Raw genomic sequence first — 25,757 nt, forward strand, 5'->3', positions numbered from 1 at the left:
AGGAAAAAATCATTCACTCCTTGTCTGACCGCTTTGTCGGCAGGCTGCAATCCGTAAGGAGCATTTATGCGTCATTACGAAATCGTGTTCCTGGTTCACCCGGACCAGAGCGAACAAGTCGGTGGCATGGTCGAGCGTTACACCAAGGCCATCGAAGAAGACGGCGGCAAAGTCCACCGTCTGGAAGACTGGGGCCGTCGTCAGCTGGCTTACGCCATCAACAACGTGCACAAGGCTCACTACGTTCTGATGAACGTCGAGTGCACCGCCAAGGCCCTGGCCGAGCTGGAAGACAACTTCCGCTACAACGACGCCGTGATCCGTAACATGGTCATCCGTCGCGACGAAGCCGTCACCGGCCAGTCCGAAATGCTGAAGGCCGAAGAGAGCCGCAACGAGCGCCGCGAGCGCCGTGAGCGTCCCGAATCGAACGAGGGCGAGTCCGCTGACGGCGAAGATAGCCGCGACAGCGCTGACGAGTAATCCCGGACCAGTATTGAGGAGCCACACACATGGCACGTTTCTTCCGTCGTCGTAAGTTCTGCCGTTTCACCGCTGAAGGCGTGAAAGAGATCGATTACAAAGATCTGAACACCCTGAAAGCCTACGTTTCCGAAACCGGCAAGATCGTTCCGAGCCGTATCACCGGCACCAAGGCCAAGTACCAGCGTCAGCTGGCGACCGCTATCAAGCGCGCCCGCTACCTGGCCCTGCTTCCCTACACCGACAGCCACGGCCGTTGATCGGGCAGTCGACCGGAATTGATGGATAGATCGCATGCGCGCATTGGCTGAATTTGTCATGCGAGGCCGCATGCAGGCGACCCTGGTGGTCGTCGCAGCCGCGGTACTGCAGCCGTTGTTCTGGCTCGGTGCCGCAGCAGGCAGTCTGGTGCTGTTGCGCCGTGGCGCCGGCGATGCCTTTGGCATCCTGGCCTGGGCGCTGCTTCCGGCACTGGCCTGGTGGTACCTGGGTGACCCCAGCGTGAGTCTGGTTCTGGTGGGTAGCGCGGTGCTGGCGCAGGTTCTGCGCAGCAAGGTGTCCTGGAACCAGGTGATGCTGGCGAGCGTTGTGCTCGGTGCGGTGTTCGTGCTGCTGCTCAGCACGGTGTCGGCCGGGTTGGTCGCGGGTCTTGCCGATGCATTCGGCAAGGCACTGCCGCAGGTTCTGGCCGAAGCCAAGCTTTCGCCGGAACAGATGGCCGCCCTGCAGGCGGAGATGGTTCCGACCATCACCGGCCTGATGGCAGCCTCGCTGCAGACGATCAGCCTGTTGTGCCTGATGCTGGCGCGTTATTGGCAAGCAGTACTGTTCAACCCGGAAGGGTTTGGCCGCGAGTTCCGCGCACTGCGCCTGTCGCCGGGCACGGCTGTAGCGCTGCTGGTCGGCGTTGTGGCACTGCCCTTCGCAGGGCCCGCGGCCACCATGCTGGCGCCGCTGTGCATGATCCCGCTGCTGTTCGCCGGGATCGCACTGGGGCACGGCCTGGCCGCGCTGAAGAGGCTTCCGGGCTTCTGGCTGGCACCGCTGTACCTGCTGGTATTCGTACTGGGCAATGTGATCTGTCTCGTCGCCGTGGTCGACAGTCTGTTTGATTTTCGCGGTCGCCTGGCCAAGCGCCAGAACGCTGCGAACGGTGAAGGTTAAAAGTTAAGAGGTAAGACTCAAATGGAAGTCATCCTGCTGGAAAAGATCGCCAAACTGGGCAACCTGGGCGACAAGCTGAACGTAAAGGGCGGTTACGCCCGTAACTACCTGCTGCCGCAGGGCAAAGCCACCGCTGCCACCGCTGCCAACGTCGCTGCTTTCGAAGAGCGCCGCGCAGAGCTGGAAAAAGCCGCTGCTGAGAAAAAAGCCGCTGCCGAAGCTCGTGCTGCCCAGCTGTCCGAACTGATCGTGACCATCGGCGCCCACGCTGGCGACGAAGGCAAACTGTTCGGTTCGATCGGCACCCGCGACATCGCCGACGCCGTTTCGGCTGCCGGCTACCCGCTGGAAAAGAGCGAAGTTCGCCTGCCCGACGGCGCCCTGCGCGCTGTAGGCGAATACAACATCGAAGTGCAACTGCACATGGATGTTGATGCAACCCTGCACGTGGTTGTAGTCGCCGAGTAAGCGATCCGTCGCTAGGACGATTCACACGGCTTGCCTGGGTGAATCAGTCCAATAACAATGGGCACGGTGCCGATCCTCGGTCCGTGCCCTTTGTTTTTTCCGCCGTTTCATTCAACACGTAGAGCCCATGAACGACATCACCATCCCCGAGCAATACGACCTGCAGACTGCTTCCCTCAAGGTGCCGCCGCACTCGATCGAAGCCGAACAGGCGGTGCTGGGTGGCCTGATGCTCGACAACAACGCCTGGGAACGCGTCTCCGACGCCGTGTCCGATGGCGACTTCTATCGTCATGACCATCGCCTGATCTTCCGCGCCGTCTACAAGCTCGCCGAAGCCAACCAGCCGATTGACGTAGTGACCCTTTCCGAACAGCTCGAGCGCGAAGGGCAACTGTCCCAGGTGGGCGGTCTTGCGTATCTCGCTGAGCTGGCGAAGAACACGCCCTCGGTGGCGAACATCAAGGCGTATGCGGGCATCATCCGCGAGCGCGCCACGCTGCGGCAACTGATCGGCATCAGCAGCGACATCGCCGACAGCGCCTTCAACCCCGAGGGACGCAGCGCCAACGAAGTGCTCGACGAAGCCGAGCGCAAGATCTTCGAGATCGCCGAAGCGCGGCCCAAGACCGGCGGTCCGGTGGGCATCGGCGACATCCTGGTCAAGACCATCGACCGCATCGACCACCTGTTCAACACCTCCGATGCGCTGACCGGTGTCACCACCGGCTTCACCGACCTCGACGAGAAGACCAGCGGCCTGCAGCCGTCCGACCTGATCATCGTCGCCGGCCGACCGTCCATGGGTAAGACCACCTTCGCCATGAACCTGGTGGAGAACGCCCTGATGCGCAGCGACAAGGCGATCCTGGTGTACTCCCTGGAGATGCCCTCCGACTCCATCGTGATGCGTATGCTCGCCTCGCTCGGCCGCATCGACCAGACCAAGGTGCGGACCGGCAAGCTGGACGACGAGGATTGGCCGCGCCTGACCTCGGCGGTGAACCTGCTCAGCGACCGCAAGCTGTTCATCGACGATACCGCCGGCATCTCCCCGTCGGAAATGCGCGCGCGCACCCGCCGCCTGGCCCGCGAGCACGGCGAGATCGGCATGATCATGGTCGACTACCTGCAGTTGATGCAGATCCCCGGTTCCGCCGGCGACAACCGCACCAACGAGATTTCCGAGATCTCCCGCTCGCTCAAGGCGCTGGCGAAGGAGTTCAACTGCCCGGTGGTGGCGCTTTCCCAGCTCAACCGCTCGCTGGAACAGCGCCCCAACAAACGCCCGGTGAACTCTGACCTGCGCGAATCCGGCGCGATCGAGCAGGACGCCGACGTGATCATGTTCGTCTACCGCGACGAGGTGTATCACCCGGAAACCGAGTTCAAGGGTGTGGCCGAGATCATCATCGGCAAGCAGCGTAACGGCCCCATCGGCACCGTGCGCGTTGCCTTCCTCGGCCGCTACAGCCGCTTCGAGAACCTCGCGCCCGGCATGTACAACTTCGAAGACGAGTAACGATGCCGCATTCCGCGTGACCGACGGGCGCCTTAAGATAGGCGCCCGTTTTCATTGCAGAGGCCGCCATGCGCCCGCTCGTCGCCCACGTCGATCTTGCCGCCATTCGCCACAATTACGCCGTCGCCAAGCGCTGTGCGCCCGGACGCGAAGCCTTCGCGGTGGTCAAGGCGAATGCCTACGGGCATGGCGCGCGGGAGGTGGTGAGCTGCCTGCACGACGAGGCCGATGGTTTTGCCGTGGCCTGCCTGGAGGAAGCCGCCGAAGTGCGCGCCCTGCACGCCGGCGCGCGCATCCTGCTGCTGGAGGGCTGCTTCGAGCCGGCGGAGTACCTGATCGCCGCACAACTGCGCCTGGACGTCGCGGTGCAAGGCCCCGAGCAGGCCCAGGCGCTGCTCGCCGCGCAGTTGCCCAGCGCGCTCAACGTGTGGATGAAGCTGGATTCGGGCATGCACCGCCTGGGCTTCTCGCCCACAGCGCTGCGTGACTGGCATCCGCGTCTACGCCAGGCGCCGCAGGTGGCCGAGCTGAACCTGATGAGCCACTTCGCCAATGCCGACCTGCGCGGCGACGAGCTGACCGAGGACCAGGTGGCCTGCTTCCTCAGCGTGCTGGACCTGGACTTCGACCTGCGCTCGCTGGCCAATTCCGCCGCCGTGCTGACCATTCCGGCCGCGCACATGGACTGGGTGCGGCCCGGCATCATGCTCTATGGCGCCACGCCCTTTGCCGATATCGGCGCCGCCGAACTGGGCCTGCGCCCGGCCATGAGCCTGGAGGCGCAGCTCATCGCGGTGCGCGAGGTCGCGGTGGGGGAGAGCGTCGGCTATGGCGCTACCTGGGTGGCCGAGCGGCCGTCGCGCATCGGCACCGTGAGTTGCGGCTACGCCGACGGCTACCCGCGGCACGCGCCCAGCGGTACGCCGCTGCTGGTGGATGGCCAGCGCGCGCCGCTGGCCGGGCGCGTGTCCATGGACATGCTGGCGGTGGACCTGACCGACCTGCCCGGCGCCGCCGTGGGCGATCGCGTCGAGCTGTGGGGCGCCAACCTGCCGGTGGATGAGGTCGCGGCCCACGCCGGGACCATCGGCTACGAGTTGCTGACCAAGGTTACCGCCCGCGTGCCACGCCGCTACCGCAGCTGATCAGGCGCGGTCTTCGCTTTCCAGCCGTTCGTTCTCCAGCCATTCTTTTTCCGGCCAGAGCTCGCTGGTTTCGCCGCCGGCCTCGCTGGCCATGGCGTAGGCCGCCCGGCCGTTGCCCTTCACGTCGTAGAGCGCCTGGTCGGCGGCCTTGTACAGCTTGCTGAACTGCATCGCGTGGCTGGGGTAGATGGCCACGCCGATGCTCGGCGTGACGCGCAGTTCCAGGTTGTCGAACTGCACCGGGCGCGACAGCTCGTTGAGGATACGGCAGGCGATCTCCTTGGCGTGGCCCTCGGCATCCGGGCCTGCGATCAGCGCCGCGAACTCGTCGCCGCCCAGGCGCGCCACGCAATCGCTGCCGCGCACGCACTGGCGCAGGCGATTGCCCACGTTCTGCAGCATGAAGTCGCCAGCATCGTGGCCGTGGCTGTCGTTGATCGGCTTGAAGTGGTCGAGGTCGATCAGCATCAGCGCCAGGGTTTCGCCATTCTGCTGGGCATTGGCCAGGGCGTGCTCGGCGTGCTCCACCAGGTAGCGCCGGTTCGGCAGGCCGGTCAGCGGGTCGTAATGCGCGGCGTGCTGCAACTGGACTTCCCGCTCGCGCAGCAGCTGGTTGCTCTGGGTCAGTTCGGCGGTGCGTTCGGCCACGGCCTTGGCCAGGTCGTGCTGGGCGCTCTGCATCAGCGTCAGGCGCGCGCTCTTCTCCCGGTCCGCCTGTTCCAGCGCCTGCGCGCGCTCGCGTTTCAGGCCCTGGATGCGCGAGGTGAGGGCGAAGGAGAACAGGACCGACTCCATGGCCACGGCGATGGGGAAGACGTACGAGGTCAGCGGCGAGGGCTGCACCAGGCCGGTGGCGCGCAGCACGGAGACACTCACGCTGGTCAGCACCAGGCCGAAGCCGAGCAGGTAGAGGAAGGCCGGGAACGACCCCTGGCGCCAGCGCACCAGGGCGCCGCCCAGGGCCGCCGGCACGCCGATCAGGGTGATCACCACCAGCATCCAGCTGGCCACGCCGCGCAGGTGCAGGGCGCCGAGGACGATGGTCAGCAGGTACAGCGCGCAGTTCAGGTTCAGCAGCCAGTGCGACCAGCGCACGTGGCGGCGGGTCTGCAGCAGGGTGATGGTGAAGCGGTACACGCACAGGCCCCAGAGCGAGGGCAGGGTGATGCGGTCCAGCCACCAGGGCACCGGATGGTCGGGCCAGAAGTACTCGAAGCCGTGGCCGCTCATCCCCAGGCTGAACAGCAGGGCGCTGGCGGTCGTCAGCACGTACCAGAAGTACGCCGGGTCGCGCAGGGTCAGCAGGATGAACAGGTTGTACACCAGCAGGGCGGCGATCAGGCCGTAGATGAAGCCCAGGAACAGGCTGGTGTCGGCGCGGTGGTCCTGCAGGTCATCCAGCGACCAGATGCGCAGCGGGAAGGAGTTGCCGCCCGGATCGTAGACGCGGGCGTACAGGCGAACCGGTCCGGTGCCCTCGGGCAGGTGGAAGACCGGGCGGCGGTAGTCGCGGTCGCGGCCCTGGGCGAAGGGCACGGCTTCGCCTGAACGGACTTCCCGGTAGGCGCCCGCGTCGTCGGGCAGGTACAGGCGCAGGTCCTGCAGGTTGACCGCGTCCACCTCCAGCCACCAGCCCCCCGGCGGCGACGTGCGGCGATCCAGATCCAGGCGCAGCCACCAGCCGCTGGGGCTTTGGCCGACGCTGGTGCGGCCGTTGGCGGGGACGAAATCGCGGCTGCCACGCACGGCGTCCAGCGACAGCGGGCCCGCCTGTTCCTGGAGCAGCTCGAGGTGATCGTTGAGCCAGGCGCCGCTGGCCTTGTCGTCCAGTTCGAAGGCGAGCGCCGTGTGGCAGAACAGCAGGGTAAGCAACAGCACGAAGGCACGACGCACGACAGGCACTCCCTGGCCTTGGCCGGCTGGCCAGGCGTACTGCGGATAGTGGCTGAAGTATAGCCAGATGATGGCATTGGCAATCTACCGTCCGGTTGAATCGCCGGCCAATCCCCGTTAAATCTGAGCACGCTGGTCGGATTTGTACACTTTTTGTGCTATATTCCGCGCCCGCGTTTTTCCGCGATACCTACTTAGAGATACCCGGTGCCCGTGATGCAAGCCGCCAAACCGCTGTTCGACTATCCCAAGTTCTGGGCCGAGTGTTTCGGCCCGGCGCCGTTCCTGCCCATGAGCAAGGAAGAGATGGATCAGTTGGGTTGGGATTCCTGCGACATCATCATCGTCACCGGGGATGCCTACGTCGACCATCCGTCGTTCGGCATGGCCATCATCGGCCGTCTGCTGGAGGCCCAGGGCTTCCGCGTGGGCATCATCGCCCAGCCGGACTGGCGCTCGAAGGACGACTTCATGAAGCTCGGCCAGCCGAACCTGTTCTTCGGCGTGGCGGCGGGCAACATGGACTCGATGATCAACCGCTACACCGCGGACAAGAAGATCCGCAGCGACGACGCCTACACGCCGGGCGGCCTGGCCGGCAAGCGCCCGGACCGTGCCAGCCTGGTCTACAGCCACCGCTGCAAGGAAGCCTACAGCGACACGCCGGTGGTGCTCGGTGGCATCGAGGCGTCGCTGCGCCGCATCGCGCACTACGACTACTGGCAGGACAAGGTGCGCCGCTCCATCCTGATGGACGCTACCGCCGACATCCTGCTGTACGGCAACGCCGAGCGTGCCGTGGTGGAGATTGCCCAGCGCCTGGCCGCCGGCGAGCGGGTCGAGCAGATCACCGACGTGCGCGGCACTGCCTTCGTGCGCCGCGACACCCCCGACGGCTGGTTCGAGGTGGACTCCACCCGCATCGACCGTCCGGGCAAGGTCGACAAGATCATCAACCCCTACGTGAACACCCAGGACACCGCCGCCTGCGCCATCGAGCAGGACAAGGGCCCGCAGGACGATCCCAACGAAGCCAAGGTGGTGCAGCTGCTGCCCAGCCCGAAGCTGACCCGCGAGCGCACGGTGATCCGCCTGCCGTCCTTCGAGAAGGTGCGCAATGACCCGGTGCTCTATGCCCACGCCAACCGCGTGCTGCACCTGGAGACCAACCCGGGCAACGCTCGCGCGCTGGTGCAGAAGCATGGCGAGGTGGACGTGTGGTTCAACCCGCCGCCCATCCCGATGAGCACCGAGGAAATGGACTACGTGTTCGGCATGCCCTATGCGCGCGTGCCGCACCCCGCGTACGGCAAGGAGAAGATCCCGGCCTACGAGATGATCCGTTTTTCGGTGAACATCATGCGCGGCTGCTTCGGTGGCTGCACCTTCTGCTCGATCACCGAGCACGAGGGGCGGATCATCCAGAACCGCTCCCACGAGTCGATCCTCGCCGAAATCGAGGAGATGAAGAAGGTGCCGGGCTTCACCGGCGTCGTCTCCGACCTGGGCGGCCCGACCGCCAACATGTACCGCATCGCCTGCAAGGACCCGGAGATCGAGCGTCACTGCCGCAAGCCGTCGTGCGTCTGGCCGGGCATCTGCGAGAACCTCAATACCGACCATTCCTCGCTCATCGAGCTGTACCGCAAGGCCCGCGCCCTGCCGGGCGTGAAGAAGATCCTGATCGCCTCCGGCCTGCGCTACGACCTCGCCGTGGAGTCGCCCGAGTACGTCAAGGAACTGGTGACGCACCACGTCGGCGGCTACCTGAAGATCGCCCCGGAGCACACCGAGGAAGGCCCGCTGTCGAAGATGATGAAGCCGGGCATCGGCACCTACGATGCCTTCAAGCGCATGTTCGAGAAGTTCTCCAAGGAGGCGGGCAAGGAGCAGTACCTGATCCCGTACTTCATCGCGGCGCACCCCGGTACCACCGACGAGGACATGATGAACCTCGCCCTGTGGCTCAAGCGCAACGGCTTCCGCGCGGACCAGGTGCAGGCGTTCTATCCCTCGCCCATGGCCAGCGCCACCGCCATGTACCACTCGGGCAAGAACCCGCTGCGCAAGGTCACCTACAAGAGCGACGGCGTGACCATCGTCAAGAGCGACCAGCAGCGCCGCCTGCACAAGGCCTTCCTGCGCTACCACGACCCCAAGGGCTGGCCGATGCTGCGCGAAGCACTGGAGCGCATGGGCCGCGCCGACCTGATCGGCAACGGCAAGCACCACCTGATCCCGACCTACCAGCCGCAGACCGACGAGTACCAGAGCGCGCGCCGCAAGAACTCCACCCCGGTCGGCAGCAAGAAGGCCGGCAAGCCGCTGCTGACCCAGCACACCGGCCTGCCGCCGCGCGCCAGCAACGGCTCCAAGCCGTGGAACAAGGCCGAGGAAGGCAAGGCCACCGGCTACGCCAAGGGCAAGAAGCGCACCACCAAGCGGCAGCCGAACATCCCGCGCTGAGTCGCGGTGAGCTGGGTCGAGAAAAGGCGTGGCCGCTAGGCGGTCACGCCTTTTTGCTGGAAGAAGCCGACGTAGGCCTTGTCCACCTTGAGGATGTGGTGCGTCAGCCAGGCCTTGAGCAGTTCCAGCGCCTGCAGCGAGACCGCCTCGCCATCCTCGTGGCGGTACAGCAGGTCGATGATCTGCCGGTTGAAGCGATCATGCTCGGTCCGGTGCGCCTCCTCCTCCGGGTAGCCCAGGCGCTGGAACAGCACCTCCTCGACGATGAAATGGTTCATCGTGTATTCCACCAGTTGCTCCAGCAGTTCGCCGATGGGCGGGCCCTGGTCGTCCCTGCCTTGCAGCCGGTCATGCAGCGCGTTGGTGAGGTCGACCAGCCAGCGGTGCTGTGCATCGATCCGCTCGATTCCGATGACGAACTCGTCGTTCCAGGGCATGAAGCTCATCCGTGCACTCCTTCGGGGTGGAAGCGCAGATCATCCCGATCCGCCACCGCGAAACCGTGACGCCAATCAATCAAAGTGCGAAGTGTCTGAAGGGCTGGCGTGGCGCGGGATGTAGGAGTATTCTCGGTCTTAGTTGGTACGATAGTTCCATATCATAAGAACAAGACCGGAGCCCGCCATGCGTCTCGCCACCCTGTCCCTTCTCGCATTCTCCGTTGCCCTGGCCGCCTGCGGCGACGGCGACAAGCCCACCGCCGCCGTCAGCGCCGATTTCCAGAAGGATCTGCAGGCCCGCCTGATCAAGGCCAAGGCGGGCGACGTGATCGACATTCCCGCCGGCACCTACCACCTGGATCGCAGCCTGAGCCTGAAGGTCGATGGCGTGACCATCCGCGGCGCCGGCATGGACAAGACCATCCTGAGCTTCAAGAACCAGAAGGCCGGCGCCGAAGGGCTGTTCGTCGACGCCTCCGACTTCACCCTGGAGAACCTCGCCATCGAAGACACCAAGGGCGACGGCCTGAAGGTCATCGGCGGCAAGAACATCGTCATCCGCAACATCCGCACCGAGTGGACCAATGGCGCCTCCACCGACAATGGCGGCTACGGCATCTACCCGGTACAGACCGAGAACACCCTGCTCGAAGGCAACGTCGCCATCGGCGCCTCGGACTCGGGCATCTACGTCGGTCAGTCGCGCAACGTGATCGTTCGCAACAACCGCGCCGAGCGCAACGTCGCCGGCATCGAGATCGAGAACACCATCGGCGCCGACGTCTACAACAACGTCGCCACCGACAACACCGGCGGCATCCTCGTCTTCAACATGCCCAACCTGCAGCAGCCGGGGCGCGGCACCCGCGTCTTCGACAACGACGTGCAGGGCAACAACCACGAGAACTTCGGCCACAAGGGCACGCCTGTGGCCAGCGTGCCGGCCGGCTCCGGCGTCGTGGTGAACTCCAACGACGACGTGGAGATCTTCAACAACAAGATCGGCAACCACAAAACCGCCAACGTCATCATCAGCAGCTACTTCAGCACCGACTACTCGGACAAGGCGACCCAGCCGAACTTCGACCCCTATCCCGAAGGCATCTTCATCCACGGCAACACCTTCGGCCCGGGCGGCGACAGCCCCGATCACCTGGAGCTGAAAGCCCTCAAGGTCGCCCAGTTCGGCCTGACCGGGCGCCTCCCGGACATCCTCTGGGACGGCTACTTCAACGACAAGAAACTGGTCGACGGCAAGCTGCCCGAGGCCCTGGCCATCTGCATCGACAACGGCAACGCCGGCATCGTCAACGTCGATGGCCCCAACGGCTACAAGAACATCAGCACCGACATGAGCAGCCACCGCTGCAAGCTCAAGCCGCTGCCGAAGATCGAACAGGCCGGCCTGGGTGAGAAGGGCAACAAGGCATGATGAAACCCGCTTCGTTCCTGGTGTCGCTCGCCCTGGCCGTTGCCCTGGCCGGGTGCGGGCAGCAGAGCAAGCCGCGTTACCAGCCCGAAGGCGACGACTACCCGGAAACGCTCCGCGGCTGGGGCATGCTGCACCTGGCCGACGGCCACCTGACGCCCGCCGCCGAGGTGCTGCCCTATGACCTCAACACCCCGCTGTTCACCGATTACGCGCACAAGCTGCGCACCGTGTGGATGCCCGAAGGCCAGGCCGCGCAGTACGCCGAGGAGCGCTTCGACTACCCCGTCGGCACCGTGCTGACCAAGACCTTCTATTACCCTAAGGATGCCCAGGGCAACCTGCTGCAGAACAGCCAGGACGACCGCGACCCCAAGGCCGGGCTCGACCTGGCCCGGGTGCACCTGGTGGAAACCCGTGTACTGGTGCGGCAGAAGGGCGGCTGGGCGGCGTTGCCCTACGTGTGGAATGCCGACCAGAGCGAAGCGACCCTGGAACTGGCCGGCGACAGCCCGGCGCTGGAGTTGACCGCCGCGGACGGCAGGAAGACCGCCTTCACCTACATGGTCCCGGACGCCAACCAGTGCTCCGAATGCCACGCCGAACAGAAAGGCGGTGGCATCGCCCCGCTCGGGCCCAAGGCCCGGCACCTGAACAAGGACTTCGCCTACGCCGAAGGCAGCGACAACCAGCTGCAGCACTGGCAGGCGCGCGGCTTCCTCAAGGGCCTGCCGGCGCTGGCGCAGGTGCCGCAGAACGCGTTGTGGGGCCATCCGCGCGAGAGTGAAACGCTGGAGAAACAGGCCCGCAGCTACCTCGACGCCAACTGCTCGCACTGCCACAACCCCAGGGGCGCCGCGCGGACCTCCGGCCTCTACCTCGACCCGCACACGCCGGTCTCCATCGCCTACGGCCTCTGCAAACCGCCGGTAGCCGCGGGCGGCGGCACCGGCGGGCGGCTGGAAGACATCCACCCCGGCAGCCCGCAGAAGTCCGTGCTCAGCTACCGCGTCGGCAGCGACAAGCCGGGCGACATGATGCCCGAGCTGGGTCGTGCCCTGGTGCACCACGAAGGGCTGGAAATGCTTGACCGCTGGATCGCCTCGCTGCCCGGCGACTGCTGATGGAAACGGCCCGGAGCGCGCCAGGGCTCTGGGCTGCGTGCTGCACCGAGCAAACGGCCAGGGGCGTGCTAGCGTTCATCTGGTCCCTTTCTCTCGCAGGTGCGCTTCCATGGACGATACGAACATCATCAATGTGGGTACGGAGAAGATCAACGCACTGTGGGCGACGGTTTCGCAGTACGCGCTCGCCTTCGGTGTGAAGATCATTGTCGCCATCCTCTTCTGGGTGCTCGGCCGCTGGCTGATCAGCTTTGCCGTCAACATGGTCGAGAAGGCCCTGGCCCGACAGAGCGTCGACCCCACCGTTCTGCGCTACGTCGGCTCCTTCATCACCGTCACCCTGAATATCCTCCTGGTCGTCGGCATCCTCGGCTACTTCGGCGTGCAGACCACCAGCCTCGCCGCGCTGATCGCCGCCATCGGCCTGGCCATCGGCATGGCCTGGTCCGGCCTGCTGGCGAACCTCGCCGCCGGCGGCTTCATCATCGTCCTGCGGCCGTTCAAGGTCGGCGACTTCGTCTCCGCCGGCGGTGTCACCGGCACCGTGAAGGAAATCGGCCTGTTCGCCACCGCCATCAACACCCCGGACAACGTCCTGACGCTGGTGGGCAACAACAAGATCTTCGGCGACACCATCCAGAACTTCAGTCACAACACCTTCCGCCGCGTAGACCTCAAGGCGCAGCTCTCCGGCGCCGCTGATTACCAGGCCGCCGCGGCCGTGCTCAAGCAGCGCATCGCGGCGATCCCCAATGTGCTGAGCGACCCGCCGGTGGACGTGGAAATCCTCGAATTCAACCTGGTCGGCCCGGTGCTCGCGGTGCGCCCGTACTGCCACAACGACAACTACTGGCAGGTCTACTTCGACACCAACCGCACCATCAAGGAAGCCCTGGGCACCGACTTCCCGGCACCAATGCCGGCGCAGACGGTGATCGTGCAGCAGTCGGGGAATGGTTGAGGCTTAAGCGCCCTTGCAAAAGGCCACCGGGAGGTGGCCTTTTCTTTTTCCGGCGTGACCCGCTGGGGCGGATGGCGGGCTGGAAGGCATGAGGCGCGTTGTACTTCGGACGCCGTCCTAGTTGCACGCTCGATCCCGGTCGGCTGGCGGATTTTTCCCTAACTTCTCCCAGCCATCGTCTGGCTGACTGCTCCGCTACACGGCTTGCACTCTGAGGGTCTACCCCTGGCGAGGCACGAGCATGGATGGCGGCAAGCGCAGTGAAGGATTCACCCTGGTGGAGGTGCTGGTTTCGGTGCTGATCCTCGGCATCGGTTTGCTGGGGATGGCGGGGCTGCAGAATGCTGGCATCGCCGCTGGCTACAGCGCGCTGCATCGCTCCCAGGCCTCCTGGCTGGCCGGCGAGATGGCCGATCTGCTGCGCGCCAATTCGGACGCCGCCCGCGCGGGGGCCTATGACACGGGTTTCGCCGAGGTAGCGGGTGGATGCCCGAAAGCGGCCGGCTCGACGCGGGCGCAACTCGACCTCGGCCAGTGGTTGGCCGCGGTCTGCGAGACGCTCGGCGGAACGGGCAGCGGCTCGGTGCAGGTGAGCCGCAGCGGGGAGTTGTTCAGCGCACTGATCTCCGTCCGCTGGAGCGATCGCCGCCCCCGTGACCGCTTGGAGGCGCCGGGCGATGGTCGGGAGACGTTCGTCTATCGGGCAGGGCTGTGACATGCGCCAGCGCGGGCTGTCGCTGGTGGAGCTGCTGGTCGCCACGGCGCTCGGCCTGCTGCTCCTGGCGGGTGTCATTCAGGTCGTCCTGAGCAGCAAGCGCAGCTATCAGGCCAGCGTGGCCTTGGCCGAACTGCAGGAGACCGGGCGCTTCGCGCTGGAAGCCATGGCGCAGGACCTGCGCAGCGCCGGCTTCACGGGGGCCTGCCCAGGCGGGCTGGTCAACGCCTGTGGAGCAGAAGGTGCGCTGTTCGCACTGGAGCAATCCGGCATCGAGGGGTATGCCCCCGGCATGTCGGCTGCCGCCTGGGTGCCGGCCGGGCGCTTGGCCAATACCGACGCGTTGCTGCTGCGCCTCGCCTCCGCTTCGACCGTCGAGACGAAATCGATTGCCGGCAATCGCCTGACACTCGCCGCAGGCAGTGTGGTGGCTGGGGCTGTCTACCTGCTCAGTGACCAACAGTCCTGCCTGCTGATGCGCAACGCCGGCAACGCATCGAGCCTGCTTGCGGATCGTTCGCTGGAGCACTTCCTGGCGCCTGCCACGCGGGTCTACCCCTACCGCTACGCCGTCTACTGGGTGCGCCGCAACGACGATGGAACGACAGGGCTGTTCGTCACCGAAAACAGCGACAACCTCGACAAGCAGACCAGCGAGCTGGTGACCGGCGTCGCCGGCATGAGCCTGCGCTACGGCGTAGCGGGGGCGAACAGTGAGGTGGTGTCGACCTACAAGGCAGCGCGGGAAATGGCCGCGGGGGATTGGCCGCGGGTGCGCACGGTGCGCGTCAGCCTGCTGTTGCAGAGCCAGGCCCGTGACGTCGATGAGGCGCCCACATCGTTAGCGTTCGACGGCCGGACCCTGGCACTTAACGCGGAGCGCAGGCTGCGCCTGGTGATGGGCAGCACCATCGCGCTGCGGAACCTCTCGCCATGACGAGGCGACGGTCGATGTCCCGAGGATCAGAGCGCGGCGCGGTGTTGCTGGTGTCGCTGGTCATGCTGGTGCTGCTCACCCTCGTCGGTCTGGCGGGCATGCGCATGGTGCAGTTGGAGGAGCGCATGGCCGGCAATCTGCGTGACCGGCAGAGCGCACTGCAGGCGGCGGAAGTGGCGCTGCGTGCGGGCGAGGCGGCGGCCTGGGATATCCGCCGGCGCGGCGGTGTCGAGGCGGCCGCTTACGACATCGATGGCGTTGTCGTTGGCTTTGCCGAAGGCGCGGCGGCGCCGGTGTACCGGCTGCGCTTCCTACGCTGGCTGCCCAGCGACGGTCTGGAGGTCGGCAAGGGCGCGGCGGCCAATGGCGTGGCCATCGAGGTGCGCGCGACCGGCTTCGGCGCACGCCGACAGCCGTCGGGTGCGCCGATCTCCAGCGTTCGCGTGAACAGCATCTACTTCATCCGGTGACGGCAAACAGGAGGTGGTGGTGAAACTCGCAAGTCTGTGTGCCGTACTACTCGGGGCCATCCTGGCGTGCCCGCTCCGCGCGGCGCCGGTCAGCCAGGTTCCGCTACAGGTCGCCAGCGGTGCGCCGGGCAATCTGTTGCTGTTGCCGTCCTCGGCTGGGGCGGCCCAGGCGGCGGCCGCGAATCCGAGCGCCACGTATTCTGCTGGGGAGCGCTACATCGGTTACTTCGATCCGGACAAGTGCTACGCCTACCGCCGGGGCGAGGCCAAGGCGGAACGCTATTTCCAACCCCTCGGCCCGGCTCTGGTCCATGTCTGCCGGCAGGCGTGGAGCGGCAACTTCCTCAACTGGGCAACGGCGCAGACGATCGATGTCTACCGTGCGGTCCTGACCGGCGGCGACCGCTTCCTCGACAGCGCTGGGCTGACGGTGCTGCAGAAGGGACGGAGCCCGCCAACCTCGGTGGCATTCCCGGATCGCAGCCTGCCGCTCGACGCGGTGGCTGGAGCCACGCCGTTTTCCGGCACTAGCCTGCACCTGCGCATCGCCGGGCAGGAGCGCAGCCTGCTGCTCAGCCGCAGCGCTGATTTTCCCGCTGAGCCGCAGGAGTTGCTGCCCGGCGAGCCATTGCAGGCGGCGATGACCTACCGGCTGCCGGTACGCGTGCAGGTGTGCGTTGCCGGTCAGCTGGAGCGCAACTGCCAGCGCTACGGCGAGCACTACAAGCCCGAAGGGCTGCTGCAACAGTACGCGGAGCGCCTGCGTTTCAGTGTCTTCGGCAGGGACGGGCAGGCGGCGGGCGATCTGCTGCGCTCCCCGCAACGGTTCGTCGGCCCCTGGTTGGCGGATGGGCAAGACAATCCGCAGAAAGAGTGGTCGGCCCAGACCGGGGTATTCCTGGCGCGACAGGCAGGGGTCATCACGCAGCTCAACCGCTTCGACGAGTCCGGGCTGCGGCCGTTCGATGAGTTGGGCGATTTGCTGCAGGCCGCGGTGCGCTATCTGCGTCATGTGGATGGTCATGCCGATCCGCTCACCTTCGCCTGCCAGCGCAACGCCATTCTCGGGGTGGGCGGCGCGGGGGCGGGTGAGCCTGGCACGAGCCTGCTCGGCTCGGCTGATCCGGAAACGGCCCAGGCGGCGCAGCGGGTCGCACGGATGCACGGCAGTGCGGGTTCCGCTGCCGCACTGGCCCTGGCGGGGCTGGCCTATGACGCCCATGTGCGCGATCTGCGCCCGGACCTGCCGGGCCGGCAAAGTGCTTCGACCTATTGGCTGGCGGCTTCGCATGAGGTCGCCGGGCAGGGGAGCGGCCTCTGGCTGGCGACCCAGTACGGCGGGTTTGCCATGCCGCGCGGCTACGCCCTCGAACGCACGTCACCGCTGCCGGAAACCTGGTGGAAGGCGGCGAATGGTTGGCCTGCCCATCTGCTGACGCTCGCCGACCCCGAGCGGCTGCGCGATGAGTTGAAACAGGCCTTCGCCGAAACGGCAGACGATCAGCCCAGGAGTATCGGCCGGTTCAGTGTGGGCCCCCAGCCCGGCGAGTACTTCAGCACACTGCTGGAGGGGCGGCACTGGAGCGGCGACCTGCAGCTCTGGCGTGAGGGCGAGCCCCGGCCGCGGTGGTCGGCCGCCCAGCAGCTGGACGCGCTGAGCGAAGCGCAGCTGGCGGGGCGCAACCTGCTCACGGTGCGGCCCGCCACGGCCGGGGCGGATGGCGCGCTGATCGCCCGTGAGGGCATGCCCTTCGACTGGAGTGCCTTGAACGACGAGCAACGCCGCAGGCTCGGCGCCGTGCAGGGCGAATCGCTGCTGGCGTACCTGCGCGGGTCGCGTCTGCAGGAGCGCCGTGAATCCGGCAGCCCATCGCCATTTCGCCTGCGGGCCAGCCGGTTGGGGGATATCGTTGGATCGCAGCCGGTGCACGCCTGGCACGATCCGCAGCCCTACGCCGAGTTGCCCGAGCCGCAGGGCAGCAGCTATCGGGCCTTTCTTGCCAGTGCGCTCTTCCAGCAACGCGCGCCGCTGGTGGCGGTGGGCGCCAACGACGGCATGCTGCACGGCTTCGACGCGCGGGACGGGCGCGAGTTGTTTGGCTACGTGCCGGTGGCGGTGCTGGGGCAGCTGCGTGAGCTGGCCGAGCCCGGCTACGCACACCGCTATTACGTCGATGGCTCGCCGGCCGTGGGCAATGCCTGGATCGGCGGGCAATGGCGAACCTTGCTGGTGGGCGCCACTGGCGCCGGTGGCCACAGCGTGTTCGCCCTGGACGTGACCGACCCGGAGCGGGTAGGCGCTGGCAGCGTGTTGTGGGAGTTCAGTCATGCAGACCTCGGCTACACGCTGGGGCGGCCGGTTCTGGTGGCCCTGGCGTCGGGCAAGTTCGTGGTGGCGGTGTCGTCGGGCGCCCAGGACCCGCCAACGCGCGGCGGGGATATCTGGCTGCTCGATGCGGCGGACGGCCATGTGCTCAAGCGCATTTCTCTGCCCGATGCCGGCGACCTCGGGCCGGTGACGGCAATCAGCAGCCTGGGGGGCGTAACCGCCAATCGTCTGTACGTCGGCGACAGCCTGGGCAATCTCTGGCGGGTCGACCTGGCGGGCGAAGAAGGCGGTGAGTCGGCGATCACGCCATCGCTGGCCGGCAAGCCGCTGTTCCGCGCGCTGGCGCCGGATGGCAGCCCCCAGGCGATCAGTGCGCCGGTGACGGCGGCGCTGGACCGCAGTGGCCAGGTGCGGGTGCTGTTGGGCAGCGGGCGTTTCTATCGCGTGGGGGATGACGAAGCCTCCGCAAACACCGAGACCTTGTATGGCGTGCTCGATGATGGCCGACCCATCGCCGGCCGGGCCAGTCTTCGTCCCGTGCCGGTTGTTGCGGACAAGAGCGCGGTGCGGGGCTGGTACCTGGATCTGCCGGCGGATGGCTCGCGCCTGGTGGAGCAGCCGCAGGTCCGCGACGGGAGGTGGGTGCTGTTCAACCTGATGGCGCCGGGAGCCGACCCCTGCGCCGACCCGCTCGTGCATGCGTGGATGATCCTTGACCTTGGCTCCGGAGAACGGCTGGCGGCGCGTTTGCCGTCGCCCAACGACGACCTGGCGCAGCCGGCGGGTGCCGTGCTGCTCCAGGCTGACCCGGGCGGCGCTTGGCGCATCCTCGGGGTGGATCGCGACGGCCGGCCGCAAAGCGAGGCCGTCGACTTGCCCGCAGGCAGCGGGCGCAAGGCCTGGTGGGAGTTGCGATGAGGCGGATGGGTGGTTTTACCCTGGTGGAGCTGCTGGTCTGCCTGTGCCTGCTGGGTATCTTGCTGGGCATCGCCGTGCCGACCTATCAGGAGCACATCCGGCGCGTGCGCCGGGGGGATGCGCAAAAGTCGCTGGTGGAGCTGGCGCAGGCGCTGGAGCGCTTCTACACCAGCCGCGGTACCTATGTGGGTGCCACGCTGGCGTTCGACCAGTCGCCACGGGAGGCGACGAAAGCGTTCTACCGCCTGGGCTTCGCCAGTGGCCCTGACGAGTCGGGCTATGTGCTGCAGGCGGTGCCGGTCGGCGCGATGGCGCAGGATGCCTGCGGGGTGCTGACGCTGGCCAGCAGCGGGCTCCGTGGCGCGGCCATGGAGCGCTGCTGGTAACGGATCAGGTGGGCGTGCGGTCCACCCATTTCGGCGCGGCCAGGGGCTTCCACGCGGCCAGGGCGCTGACCAGTTCGGCCGGCGAGGCGGCGCGTTGCAGCATGTCGCGGTGCGGCTGGCGCACGAAGCGCTCCTGCACCAGGTGGTCGAGGAAGGTCAGCAGCGGGTCGAAGAAACCGTTCACTTCCAGCAGGCCCAGCGGCTTGGCGTGGTAGCCCAGCTGGCCCCAGGTCCACACCTCGAACAGCTCTTCGAGGGTACCCAGGCCGCCCGGCAGGGCGATGAAGGCGTCGCTCAGCTCGGCCATGCGCGCCTTGCGCGCGTGCATGCCGTCCACCACTTCCAGGCGCGTGAGGCCGTTATGCCCGACTTCGGCGTCCTTCAGGCTCTGCGGGATGATGCCGATGACCTCGCCGCCGGCGGCCAGCGCGGCATTGGCGACCATGCCCATCAACCCCACGGCGCCGCCGCCGTAGACCAACTGGATGCCATTCTCAGCGAGGTGGCGGCCCAGGGATTCGGCAGCTTCCTGGTAGATCGGGGTGGCGCCGGGGCTGGCGCCGCAGAATACGCAGATGGAACGCAAGGTCATGGCTGTCCTCGTGGTGCAGGCCGGGTTGTGCAGGCCGACAGGTTACCGGTTGCGAGGAGGGCGACCAAGCCGAAATCAGTCGCGCTGGCAGCCACCGCCGGAGGCGCCCAGGGCATAGCAGGCGAGGAGACTTTGTAACAGAGCAAGACGGTGCATGGCGCGAACTCCTGTTGGGCCGGGGGATGGGGTCTATGCTAGGCGGGGTGCGCTGTTCTGCCTCGTTGATTGCGCTGATCGGCCTGATAGACAGTTCAAGGCTTCGCACGTGGCGGAACGCCACTTGATGCAGATCAGGGGAACCCCGATCGCGTTCGGGCAGTCTTCCCCTTCAGGATTCTCCGCCCAACCTGCCTAGGAGGCATGTCATGTTCCGTAAACTCGCCGCTGTATCCCTGCTTGGCCTGTTCAGTGCCCCGCTGCTGGCCGCCGAATGCTCCGTGGACATCCAGGGCAACGACCAGATGCAGTTCAGCACCAACGCCATCACCGTGGACAAGAGCTGCAAGACCTTCACCGTGAACCTCTCCCACCCGGGCAGCCTGCCGAAGAACGTCATGGGCCATAACTGGGTGCTGACCACCGCCGCCGACATGCAGGGCGTGGTGACCGATGGCATGGCCGCCGGTCTGGACAAGAACTACATCAAGGATGGCGACACCCGCGTGATCGCCCACACCAAGATCATCGGCTCCGGCGAGAAGGACTCGGTGACCTTCGATGTGTCCAAGCTCAAGGCTGGCGACGAATACGCCTTCTTCTGCTCCTTCCCGGGCCACTCGGCCATGATGAAGGGCACGCTGGCCGTGAAGTGATCCGGCTTTCTTCGGAAGTTGGCTGATCGAGAAAGCCCGACCCTTGGTCGGGCTTTTTCTTTCACGGTTTTTATTTCATAAATGGGAGTCGAGTGTTGCGTGGTTGAAATCGAAACGGGGGACCCATGTACCACGGTGAACGCTTCAACGCCTGGACCCACCTGATCGGCGCCGTGCTGGCGCTGGTGGGCGGCATCTGGCTGCTGGTGTCGACCAGCCTGGTGGGCGAGCCGCTGCGCATCGTCAGTGTGGCGGTGTACGGCACGACACTGACCCTGCTCTACAGCATCTCGACGCTCTACCACAGCGTGCGCGGGCGGGCGAAGGTGATCCTGCGCAAGCTCGATCACCTGTCGATCTACCTGCTGATCGCCGGCAGCTACACGCCCTTTTGCCTGGTGACGCTGCGGGGGCCCTGGGGCTGGACGCTGTTCGGCATCGTCTGGACGATGGCGGTGATCGGCATGCTGCAGGAGATCAAGCCGCGCTCCGAGGCGCGGGTGCTGTCGATCATCATCTATGCGGTGATGGGCTGGATCGTGCTGATCGCGGTCGGGCCGCTGTACCGCGCGCTGGGCGGCGCGGGTTTCGCCTGGCTGGTGGGCGGCGGCGCCTGCTACACCATCGGCATCATCTTCTTCGCCTATGACAGCCGCTTCCGCCACTGGCACGGCATCTGGCACCTGTTCGTGATCGCCGGCAGCCTGCTGCACTTCATCGCCATCTGGCGCTACGTCATTCCCCAGCACTGAACCCGGGCGGCTCGGGATCGCTCCCGCGCCGCCGGTTGCCGCGTGCTTACGGCGCGATGGGCATGGCGCGCTTGTGGCGGGTCTTCTCGAAGGTGCGGACGATGATGTCGAAGGCTTCCTGGCCGACGTCCTGGCCGTGCAGGAAGGCGTCGATTTCCTTGTAGGTCACGCCGTGGGCGTGCTCGTCCGGCTTGCCGGGGGCGAGGTCTTCGAGGTCGGCGGTCGGCACTTTCTCCACCAGGTGCTCCGGTGCGCCCAGGCTGCGGGCGATGCTGCGCACCTGGTTCTTCACCAGGCCGGTGAGGGGAGCGAGGTCGCAGGCGCCGTCGCCGAACTTGGTGAAGAAGCCCATCACCGCCTCGGCGGCGTGGTCGGTGCCGACGACCAGGCCGGCACGGGCGTTGGCAATGGTGTACTGGGCGACCATGCGCACGCGCGCCTTGGTGTTGCCCAGGGCGAAGTCGCGGGTGGCCGGCGCGAGGCCTTCCAGCGCCTGGGTCTGGGTAGCCAGCGCCTGCACGGCCGGGCCGATGTTCACGGTGTGGCGCTCGTCGGGGGCGATGACGTCCACCGAGTCCTGGGCATCCTGCTCGTCGCCCTGAACGTTGTACGGCAGGCGCACGGCGAGGAAGCGGTAGTCCTGGTTGCCGGTCTCGGCACGCAGGCCCTCCACGGCGCGTTGGCAGAGCAGGCCGGCGGTCAGCGAGTCGACACCGCCGCTGATGCCCAGCACCAGGGTCTTCATGCCCGAACCCTTCAGGCAATCCTGGATGAAGCGAATGCGGCGCTGGACCTCGGCCTGCAGCTCGGCGTCGGACTGGAAGGGCGGCTGCACATTGAGTTCTCTGGCGATGGCGGCCTGTCTGTCTTTCATCGGAGGGGCTCCTGTCGGGGACGGATGGGGTTGCTACGCCACCTTGAACACGTGGCGCAGGTAGGCGACGAAGTTCTCGTCGCGGCATTGGGTCTTGCCCGGCGTGTCGGAGATCTTCGCCACCGGGTGGCCGTTGCAGGCCGTCATCTTGAGCACGATGTTCATCGGTTCGACGCCGGGAATGTCGCAGGTCAGGTTGGTGCCGATGCCGAAACTGACGTTGATCTTGCCACGCAATGCGCGGAAGAGCTGCAACGCCTTGGGCATGTCGAGGCCGTCGGAGAACACCAGGGTCTTGGTCATCGGGTCGATTCCCAGGCGGCGGTAGTGGGCGATGGCCTTCTCGGCCCAGACCAGCGGGTCGCCCGAATCGTGGCGCAGGCCATCGAAGAGCTTGGCGAAGTACAGGTCGAAGTCGCTCAGGAAGGCGTCCATGGTAATGCAGTCGGTCAGCGCGATGCCCAGCTGTCCGCGGTACTCGCGCACCCAGCAGTCCAGCGCGGCGATCTGGCTGTCGATCAGCCGCGGGCCGAGCTGCTGGTGCGCCATCAGCCATTCGTGGGCCATGGTGCCGATGGGCTTTACGTCGAACTCGCGGGCCAGGTGCACGTTGCTGGTGCCGACGAAGCGGCCGGGGAAGTCGCGCTTGAGGATGTGCACGACCTCTTCCTGGGTGCGGTAGGAAAAGCGCCGGCGGGTGCCGAAATCGGCGACCTGGAATTCCTTCAGCTCCTCCGCGCTGGCGTTGCCGGCCAGCCAGTCGAGCTTGCGGTAGAGCTGCTCGCCGACCTGCTCCAGCACCACCTCGCGGTAGCGATAGCGGTTGCGCACCTCGCTGACGATCGCCAGCAGCGGCACCTCGAAGAGGATCACATGCAGCCACGGCCCGCGCAGGCGGATGGCCAGCTGGCCGTCCTCGATGCTGGTGTGCACGTAGCGCAGGTTGAAGCGGAACAGGCTGAGGAAGCGGATGAAGTCCGGCTTGATGAACGGGATGCGTTCGAGGAAGGCCAACTGGTCGGGCGTGGTTTCCAGCTCGGCCAGGCGCTCGATCTGGTAGCGGATTTCCGCGAGGTAGGGGCGCAGGTCCTCGGCGTTGCGGCAGCGGAATTCCCACTCCACTTCTGCGTTGGGATAGTTGTGCAGCACCGCCTGCATCATCGTCAGCTTGTAGAAGTCGGTGTCCAGCAGGTTCTGCACGATGCTGTCGGCAAACACGCTCTCGGCCATGTTCAGTTCTCCCTGATGCCCATGAGGGCTCCATCCAATTCGTTCTCGTCCGCGCAGAGGACCACCCCGGCGCCGCGCATCTCGTTGCAGGCGGCCTTCGCGGTGTCCTCCGCGATGGCGCGGCAGGCCGGCAGGTACAGCAGCACCTGGAAGCCGGCGCGGCGCAGCTGCAGCGCGGTGGTCTTGACGCAGTAGTCCAGCGCCAGGCCGCCGACCAGCACGTGGCTGACCGCGTTCTGCCGCAGGTATTCGATCACCCCGGTGCTGCGGCGTTCCGCCAGATCGTGGTAGCAGGCACCGTAGGGGTGCAGGTCCGGCTCCACGCCCTTCCAGACGAAGAAGTCGTAGTCCATCGGCCGGGGCAGCTCGTCCAGCAGCTCGAAGCCCGGCGTGCCCGGCACGCAGTGGCTGACCCAGGTGAGGTCGGCGTTGGGCAGGGCCAACGGCTGCAGCATCTGTGCCGGCTCGCTCACCACCCAGGGGGCCTGCGGGCTGTGGGCATCCTTGCTGCCCACGCGCAGCTGGGCGCGCTCGGCCATCCGGTTCAGTTCGCCGCCGATGGCGTCGCCGCCGGGCACCGGCAGTTCGTCGGGGCAGATCGGGGTGAAGCTCTTCTGGGCATCTACGTCGAAGCTGGCGATCAGGTTCATGGAAGCCTCCGCTTGACCGTTGTGGTCTGTCGTGGCTACATAATTCACGACGTGAAATAAGTCGTCAAGCAGAAAGATCGAAAATCTCAGGAAGTGGAAGATGCTTTCTGTACATGGTGAAATAAGTCACAGGGTGTCGCTGAGCGACCCGGCATTCGAGGAGCATCGATGAGTACCGCTGAAGTGCTGGCCACCGTGGATATCGTGGCGCTGCGCCTGAACCCCGAGCATGGCCTGGAGCTGCTGCTGATCCGTCGTGCCCAGGCGCCGTTCGAAGGCCAGTGGGCACTGCCTGGCGTGCTGATCAACGGCCGCTGCGCCGACCATGGCCTGGACGATGCGGCCCTGCGTGCGCTGCGTGAAAAGGCGCGGGTGCAGCCGGCGTACATGGAGCAGGTGGCCACGGTGGGCAACGCGGTGCGCGACCCGCGGGGCTGGTCGCTGAGCGTGTTCTACCTGGTGCTGGTGGCGCCGGATACCGAGCTGGCGGCCGATGACCTGGACTTCGTGCCGCTGGAGTCGGTGCGCAGTGAGCGCTTTGCCTTGCCCTTCGACCACACCCAGCTGGTGCAGCAGGCCTGTGAGCGGTTGGCGGGTAAGTCGGTGTACAGCGCGTTGCCGCTGCACCTGTTGCCGGAGCGTTTCACCGTGGCCGAGGCGCTGAAGGCCTTCGAGTGGTCGATTGGCGAGGAGATCCAGCATTCCAGCCTGCGCGGGCGACTGGAACGGATGAAGGCGGCGGGCTGGGTGGAAGACACCGGCGAGCGCCACCAGCCGCCGATGGGGCGGCCGCAGCATGTGTTGCGCTTTACGCCGCAGGGGGAGGGGGCGTTCGTGTTTGATCGGAGTTTGTTGGTCTGAACCTACGGCGCTCGCGCTTCCCCTCACCCTAACCCTCTCCCGGAGGGAGAGGGGACTGATCGGTGCAGGATCACTCCACGTCCTCAGCCGGCACGGGTAGCTCCCTCTCCCTTCGGAGCGGGGCGCGCAGCCAGGGCTGGGGAGAGGGTGTCACCGGCCACGCGGAAGTCACCCCTCCACCCGCTCCCCGATCCACTCCACGAACGCCCGTACCTTCGGCACTGCCGCCGCATGCTCGGGGTACGCCAGGTAGTAGCCGCTGCGGCTCTGCAGCCCTTGCTCCCAGGCGATCACCAGCTTGCCCTCGTTCAATTCCTCCTCCACCAGGAAGCGCGGCAGCAGCGCCACGCCGCAGCCGGCCTGTGCCGCGCGGATGCACATGTAGAAGGTGTCGAAGCGCGGCCCGTGGTAGCTGTGCTCGCTGTGTCGGCCCAGGCTCAGGAACCACTCGTGCCAGGCCTCCTGGCGCGTGGCGTTCTGCAGCAGGACCAGGTCCGCCAGTTGGGTCGGGTCGCTCAGCGGCTGCGCCGGCAGGATCGCCGGTGAGCACACCGGCACCATCTCCTCGCCGAACAACGCCACGCACTCCGCGCCGGGCAGGGTGCCGGCGCCGAAGAAGAACGCGATGTCGCAGCGCGATTGCAGCAGGTCGCCCGGCTCCAGTTCCTGGCGCAGGTCCAGGTGGATGTTCGGGTGGCGATGGCGCCAGCCGTTCAGCCGCGGGATCAGCCAGCGCGCGCCGAAGGTCGGTGGCGTCGCCACGCGCAGCACTTCGGTTTCGCCGCCGTAGGACAGCAGGTAGTGGGTGGACATCTCCACCTGGGTGAGGATCTTGCGCACCTCCACCAGGTACAGGTCCCCCGCCGGGGTCAGCTGCAGGCGGCGGCGCACGCGCCGGAACAGCAGGTGCTGGAGCATTTCCTCCAGCTGCGCGACCTGCTTGCTGACCGCGCTCTGGGTCAGGTTCAGCTCTTCGGAGGCACGGGTGAAGCTCAGGTGCCGCGCCACCGCTTCGAAGCATTGCAGGGCGGTCATGGACGGCAGGTGGCGTTTGCTCAGCATGGCGGGCGGTTCATGAATTTACGGAATGATGTGCATAGGAAACGTCGTTTGTTGTGCCTCGGCAAGCCGTTTAT

Annotated in this window: 25 protein-coding genes; 18 read left to right on the forward strand and 7 right to left on the reverse strand. The window is 66.4% G+C overall.

Translation table 11 applies throughout. The features are described 5' to 3' along the window. Positions 1 to 66: 66 nt before the first annotated feature. From rpsF to alr, 6 genes are all read left to right on the forward strand, one after another. Positions 67 to 483 (forward strand): 30S ribosomal protein S6, encoded by a 417-nt coding sequence (gene rpsF / locus ACNFIA_RS12190; RefSeq protein ID WP_054906367.1) that lies wholly within the window; start codon positions 67 to 69, stop codon positions 481 to 483. A gap of 29 nt (positions 484 to 512) precedes the next feature. Continuing rightward, entirely contained in the window at positions 513 to 743 is a 231-nt protein-coding gene (gene rpsR, locus ACNFIA_RS12195; protein ID WP_003095634.1) for a 30S ribosomal protein S18, read from the forward strand. Positions 744 to 777: 34 nt separating this feature from the next. Beyond that, the gene (locus ACNFIA_RS12200; RefSeq protein ID WP_259757644.1) at positions 778 to 1,647 is read left to right on the forward strand and encodes a hypothetical protein; all 870 of its coding nucleotides are present in this window, start codon (positions 778 to 780) and stop codon (positions 1,645 to 1,647) included. Positions 1,648 to 1,668: 21 nt separating this feature from the next. Next, entirely contained in the window at positions 1,669 to 2,115 is a 447-nt protein-coding gene (rplI, locus tag ACNFIA_RS12205; protein WP_017518273.1) for a 50S ribosomal protein L9, read from the forward strand. 127 nt (positions 2,116 to 2,242) lie between these two features. Then, on the forward strand, positions 2,243 to 3,637 hold the full coding sequence (gene dnaB, locus ACNFIA_RS12210) for a replicative DNA helicase (RefSeq protein ID WP_259757643.1): 1,395 nt from the start codon (positions 2,243 to 2,245) through the stop codon (positions 3,635 to 3,637). A 68-nt stretch (positions 3,638 to 3,705) separates the two neighbouring features. After that, entirely contained in the window at positions 3,706 to 4,782 is a 1,077-nt protein-coding gene (gene alr, locus ACNFIA_RS12215) for an alanine racemase (RefSeq protein WP_416785090.1), read from the forward strand. Here alr and ACNFIA_RS12220 read toward each other — a convergent pair whose 3' ends face one another. Then, positions 4,783 to 6,675 carry a diguanylate cyclase domain-containing protein gene (locus ACNFIA_RS12220; RefSeq protein ID WP_416785092.1) on the reverse strand — a complete coding sequence of 631 codons (1,893 nt, stop codon included), beginning with the start codon at positions 6,673 to 6,675 and terminating at the stop codon, positions 4,783 to 4,785. It lies immediately after the preceding gene. Positions 6,676 to 6,891: 216 nt separating this feature from the next. Here ACNFIA_RS12220 and ACNFIA_RS12225 point away from each other — a divergent pair, with 216 nt between their 5' ends. After that, on the forward strand, positions 6,892 to 9,141 hold the full coding sequence (locus ACNFIA_RS12225) for a YgiQ family radical SAM protein (RefSeq protein WP_416785094.1): 2,250 nt from the start codon (positions 6,892 to 6,894) through the stop codon (positions 9,139 to 9,141). A gap of 35 nt (positions 9,142 to 9,176) precedes the next feature. Here ACNFIA_RS12225 and ACNFIA_RS12230 read toward each other — a convergent pair whose 3' ends face one another. Beyond that, a complete protein-coding gene (locus ACNFIA_RS12230; protein WP_416785096.1) occupies positions 9,177 to 9,587 on the reverse strand; it encodes a bacteriohemerythrin in 411 nt (136 codons plus the stop codon). Between the two features lie 178 nt (positions 9,588 to 9,765). On the opposite strand from ACNFIA_RS12230, the gene ACNFIA_RS12235 reads away from it, so the two are divergent. The 8 genes from ACNFIA_RS12235 (at position 9,766) to ACNFIA_RS12270 (ending at position 18,850) form a co-directional block, all read left to right on the forward strand. Next, complete coding sequence (locus ACNFIA_RS12235; protein ID WP_416785098.1) at positions 9,766 to 11,013, forward strand: parallel beta-helix domain-containing protein; 1,248 nt, start codon at positions 9,766 to 9,768, stop codon at positions 11,011 to 11,013. After that, positions 11,013 to 12,134 carry an SO2930 family diheme c-type cytochrome gene (locus ACNFIA_RS12240; RefSeq protein ID WP_416785441.1) on the forward strand — a complete coding sequence of 374 codons (1,122 nt, stop codon included), beginning with the start codon at positions 11,013 to 11,015 and terminating at the stop codon, positions 12,132 to 12,134. The genes ACNFIA_RS12235 and ACNFIA_RS12240 overlap by 1 nt, the downstream gene beginning before the upstream one ends. Positions 12,135 to 12,243: 109 nt before the next feature. Next, a complete protein-coding gene (locus ACNFIA_RS12245; protein ID WP_259757636.1) occupies positions 12,244 to 13,095 on the forward strand; it encodes a mechanosensitive ion channel family protein in 852 nt (283 codons plus the stop codon). A gap of 241 nt (positions 13,096 to 13,336) precedes the next feature. Then, complete coding sequence (gene pilV / locus ACNFIA_RS12250; RefSeq protein WP_416785100.1) at positions 13,337 to 13,810, forward strand: type IV pilus modification protein PilV; 474 nt, start codon at positions 13,337 to 13,339, stop codon at positions 13,808 to 13,810. A gap of 1 nt (position 13,811) precedes the next feature. Next, positions 13,812 to 14,747, forward strand: a complete 936-nt coding sequence (locus ACNFIA_RS12255) for a PilW family protein (protein ID WP_416785102.1) — start codon at positions 13,812 to 13,814, stop codon at positions 14,745 to 14,747. Between the two features lie 14 nt (positions 14,748 to 14,761). Then, positions 14,762 to 15,217: a pilus assembly PilX family protein gene (locus ACNFIA_RS12260; protein ID WP_416785104.1), complete on the forward strand. Its 456-nt coding sequence runs from the start codon at positions 14,762 to 14,764 to the stop codon at positions 15,215 to 15,217. Between the two features lie 19 nt (positions 15,218 to 15,236). Continuing rightward, a complete protein-coding gene (locus tag ACNFIA_RS12265; RefSeq protein WP_416785106.1) occupies positions 15,237 to 18,464 on the forward strand; it encodes a pilus assembly protein in 3,228 nt (1,075 codons plus the stop codon). A gap of 5 nt (positions 18,465 to 18,469) precedes the next feature. Continuing rightward, complete coding sequence (locus tag ACNFIA_RS12270; protein WP_416785107.1) at positions 18,470 to 18,850, forward strand: type IV pilin protein; 381 nt, start codon at positions 18,470 to 18,472, stop codon at positions 18,848 to 18,850. Between the two features lie 4 nt (positions 18,851 to 18,854). Here ACNFIA_RS12270 and ACNFIA_RS12275 read toward each other — a convergent pair whose 3' ends face one another. Then, complete coding sequence (locus tag ACNFIA_RS12275) at positions 18,855 to 19,442, reverse strand: TIGR00730 family Rossman fold protein (protein WP_416785109.1); 588 nt, start codon at positions 19,440 to 19,442, stop codon at positions 18,855 to 18,857. A 365-nt stretch (positions 19,443 to 19,807) separates the two neighbouring features. Here ACNFIA_RS12275 and azu point away from each other — a divergent pair, with 365 nt between their 5' ends. Together azu and trhA are read left to right on the forward strand one after the other, a co-directional pair. Next, a complete protein-coding gene (gene azu / locus ACNFIA_RS12280; RefSeq protein ID WP_259757627.1) occupies positions 19,808 to 20,254 on the forward strand; it encodes an azurin in 447 nt (148 codons plus the stop codon). 125 nt (positions 20,255 to 20,379) lie between these two features. Continuing rightward, a complete protein-coding gene (gene trhA, locus ACNFIA_RS12285; RefSeq protein ID WP_259757625.1) occupies positions 20,380 to 21,006 on the forward strand; it encodes a PAQR family membrane homeostasis protein TrhA in 627 nt (208 codons plus the stop codon). A 46-nt stretch (positions 21,007 to 21,052) separates the two neighbouring features. On the opposite strand, the gene nadE is transcribed toward trhA, so the two are convergent. Genes nadE through ACNFIA_RS12300 form a run of 3 tightly spaced genes read right to left on the reverse strand, consistent with a single transcriptional unit; the run spans position 21,053 to position 23,760 of the window. Continuing rightward, the gene (gene nadE, locus ACNFIA_RS12290; RefSeq protein ID WP_416785111.1) at positions 21,053 to 21,880 is read right to left on the reverse strand and encodes an ammonia-dependent NAD(+) synthetase; all 828 of its coding nucleotides are present in this window, start codon (positions 21,878 to 21,880) and stop codon (positions 21,053 to 21,055) included. 33 nt (positions 21,881 to 21,913) lie between these two features. Beyond that, positions 21,914 to 23,110 (reverse strand): nicotinate phosphoribosyltransferase, encoded by a 1,197-nt coding sequence (pncB, locus tag ACNFIA_RS12295; RefSeq protein ID WP_259757621.1) that lies wholly within the window; start codon positions 23,108 to 23,110, stop codon positions 21,914 to 21,916. Between the two features lie 2 nt (positions 23,111 to 23,112). Then, positions 23,113 to 23,760, reverse strand: coding sequence for a nicotinamidase (locus tag ACNFIA_RS12300; RefSeq protein ID WP_416785113.1), 648 nt, complete (start codon positions 23,758 to 23,760; stop codon positions 23,113 to 23,115). 168 nt (positions 23,761 to 23,928) lie between these two features. Here ACNFIA_RS12300 and ACNFIA_RS12305 point away from each other — a divergent pair, with 168 nt between their 5' ends. Further along, positions 23,929 to 24,621 carry an NrtR DNA-binding winged helix domain-containing protein gene (locus ACNFIA_RS12305; protein ID WP_416785115.1) on the forward strand — a complete coding sequence of 231 codons (693 nt, stop codon included), beginning with the start codon at positions 23,929 to 23,931 and terminating at the stop codon, positions 24,619 to 24,621. Between the two features lie 168 nt (positions 24,622 to 24,789). On the opposite strand, the gene ACNFIA_RS12310 is transcribed toward ACNFIA_RS12305, so the two are convergent. After that, entirely contained in the window at positions 24,790 to 25,683 is an 894-nt protein-coding gene (locus ACNFIA_RS12310; protein WP_416785117.1) for a LysR family transcriptional regulator, read from the reverse strand. Positions 25,684 to 25,757 lie beyond the last annotated feature (74 nt).

This window comes from Pseudomonas sp. NY15437 (assembly GCF_048068435.1).
In the GTDB taxonomy this organism is placed as follows: domain Bacteria; phylum Pseudomonadota; class Gammaproteobacteria; order Pseudomonadales; family Pseudomonadaceae; genus Pseudomonas; species Pseudomonas nitroreducens_B.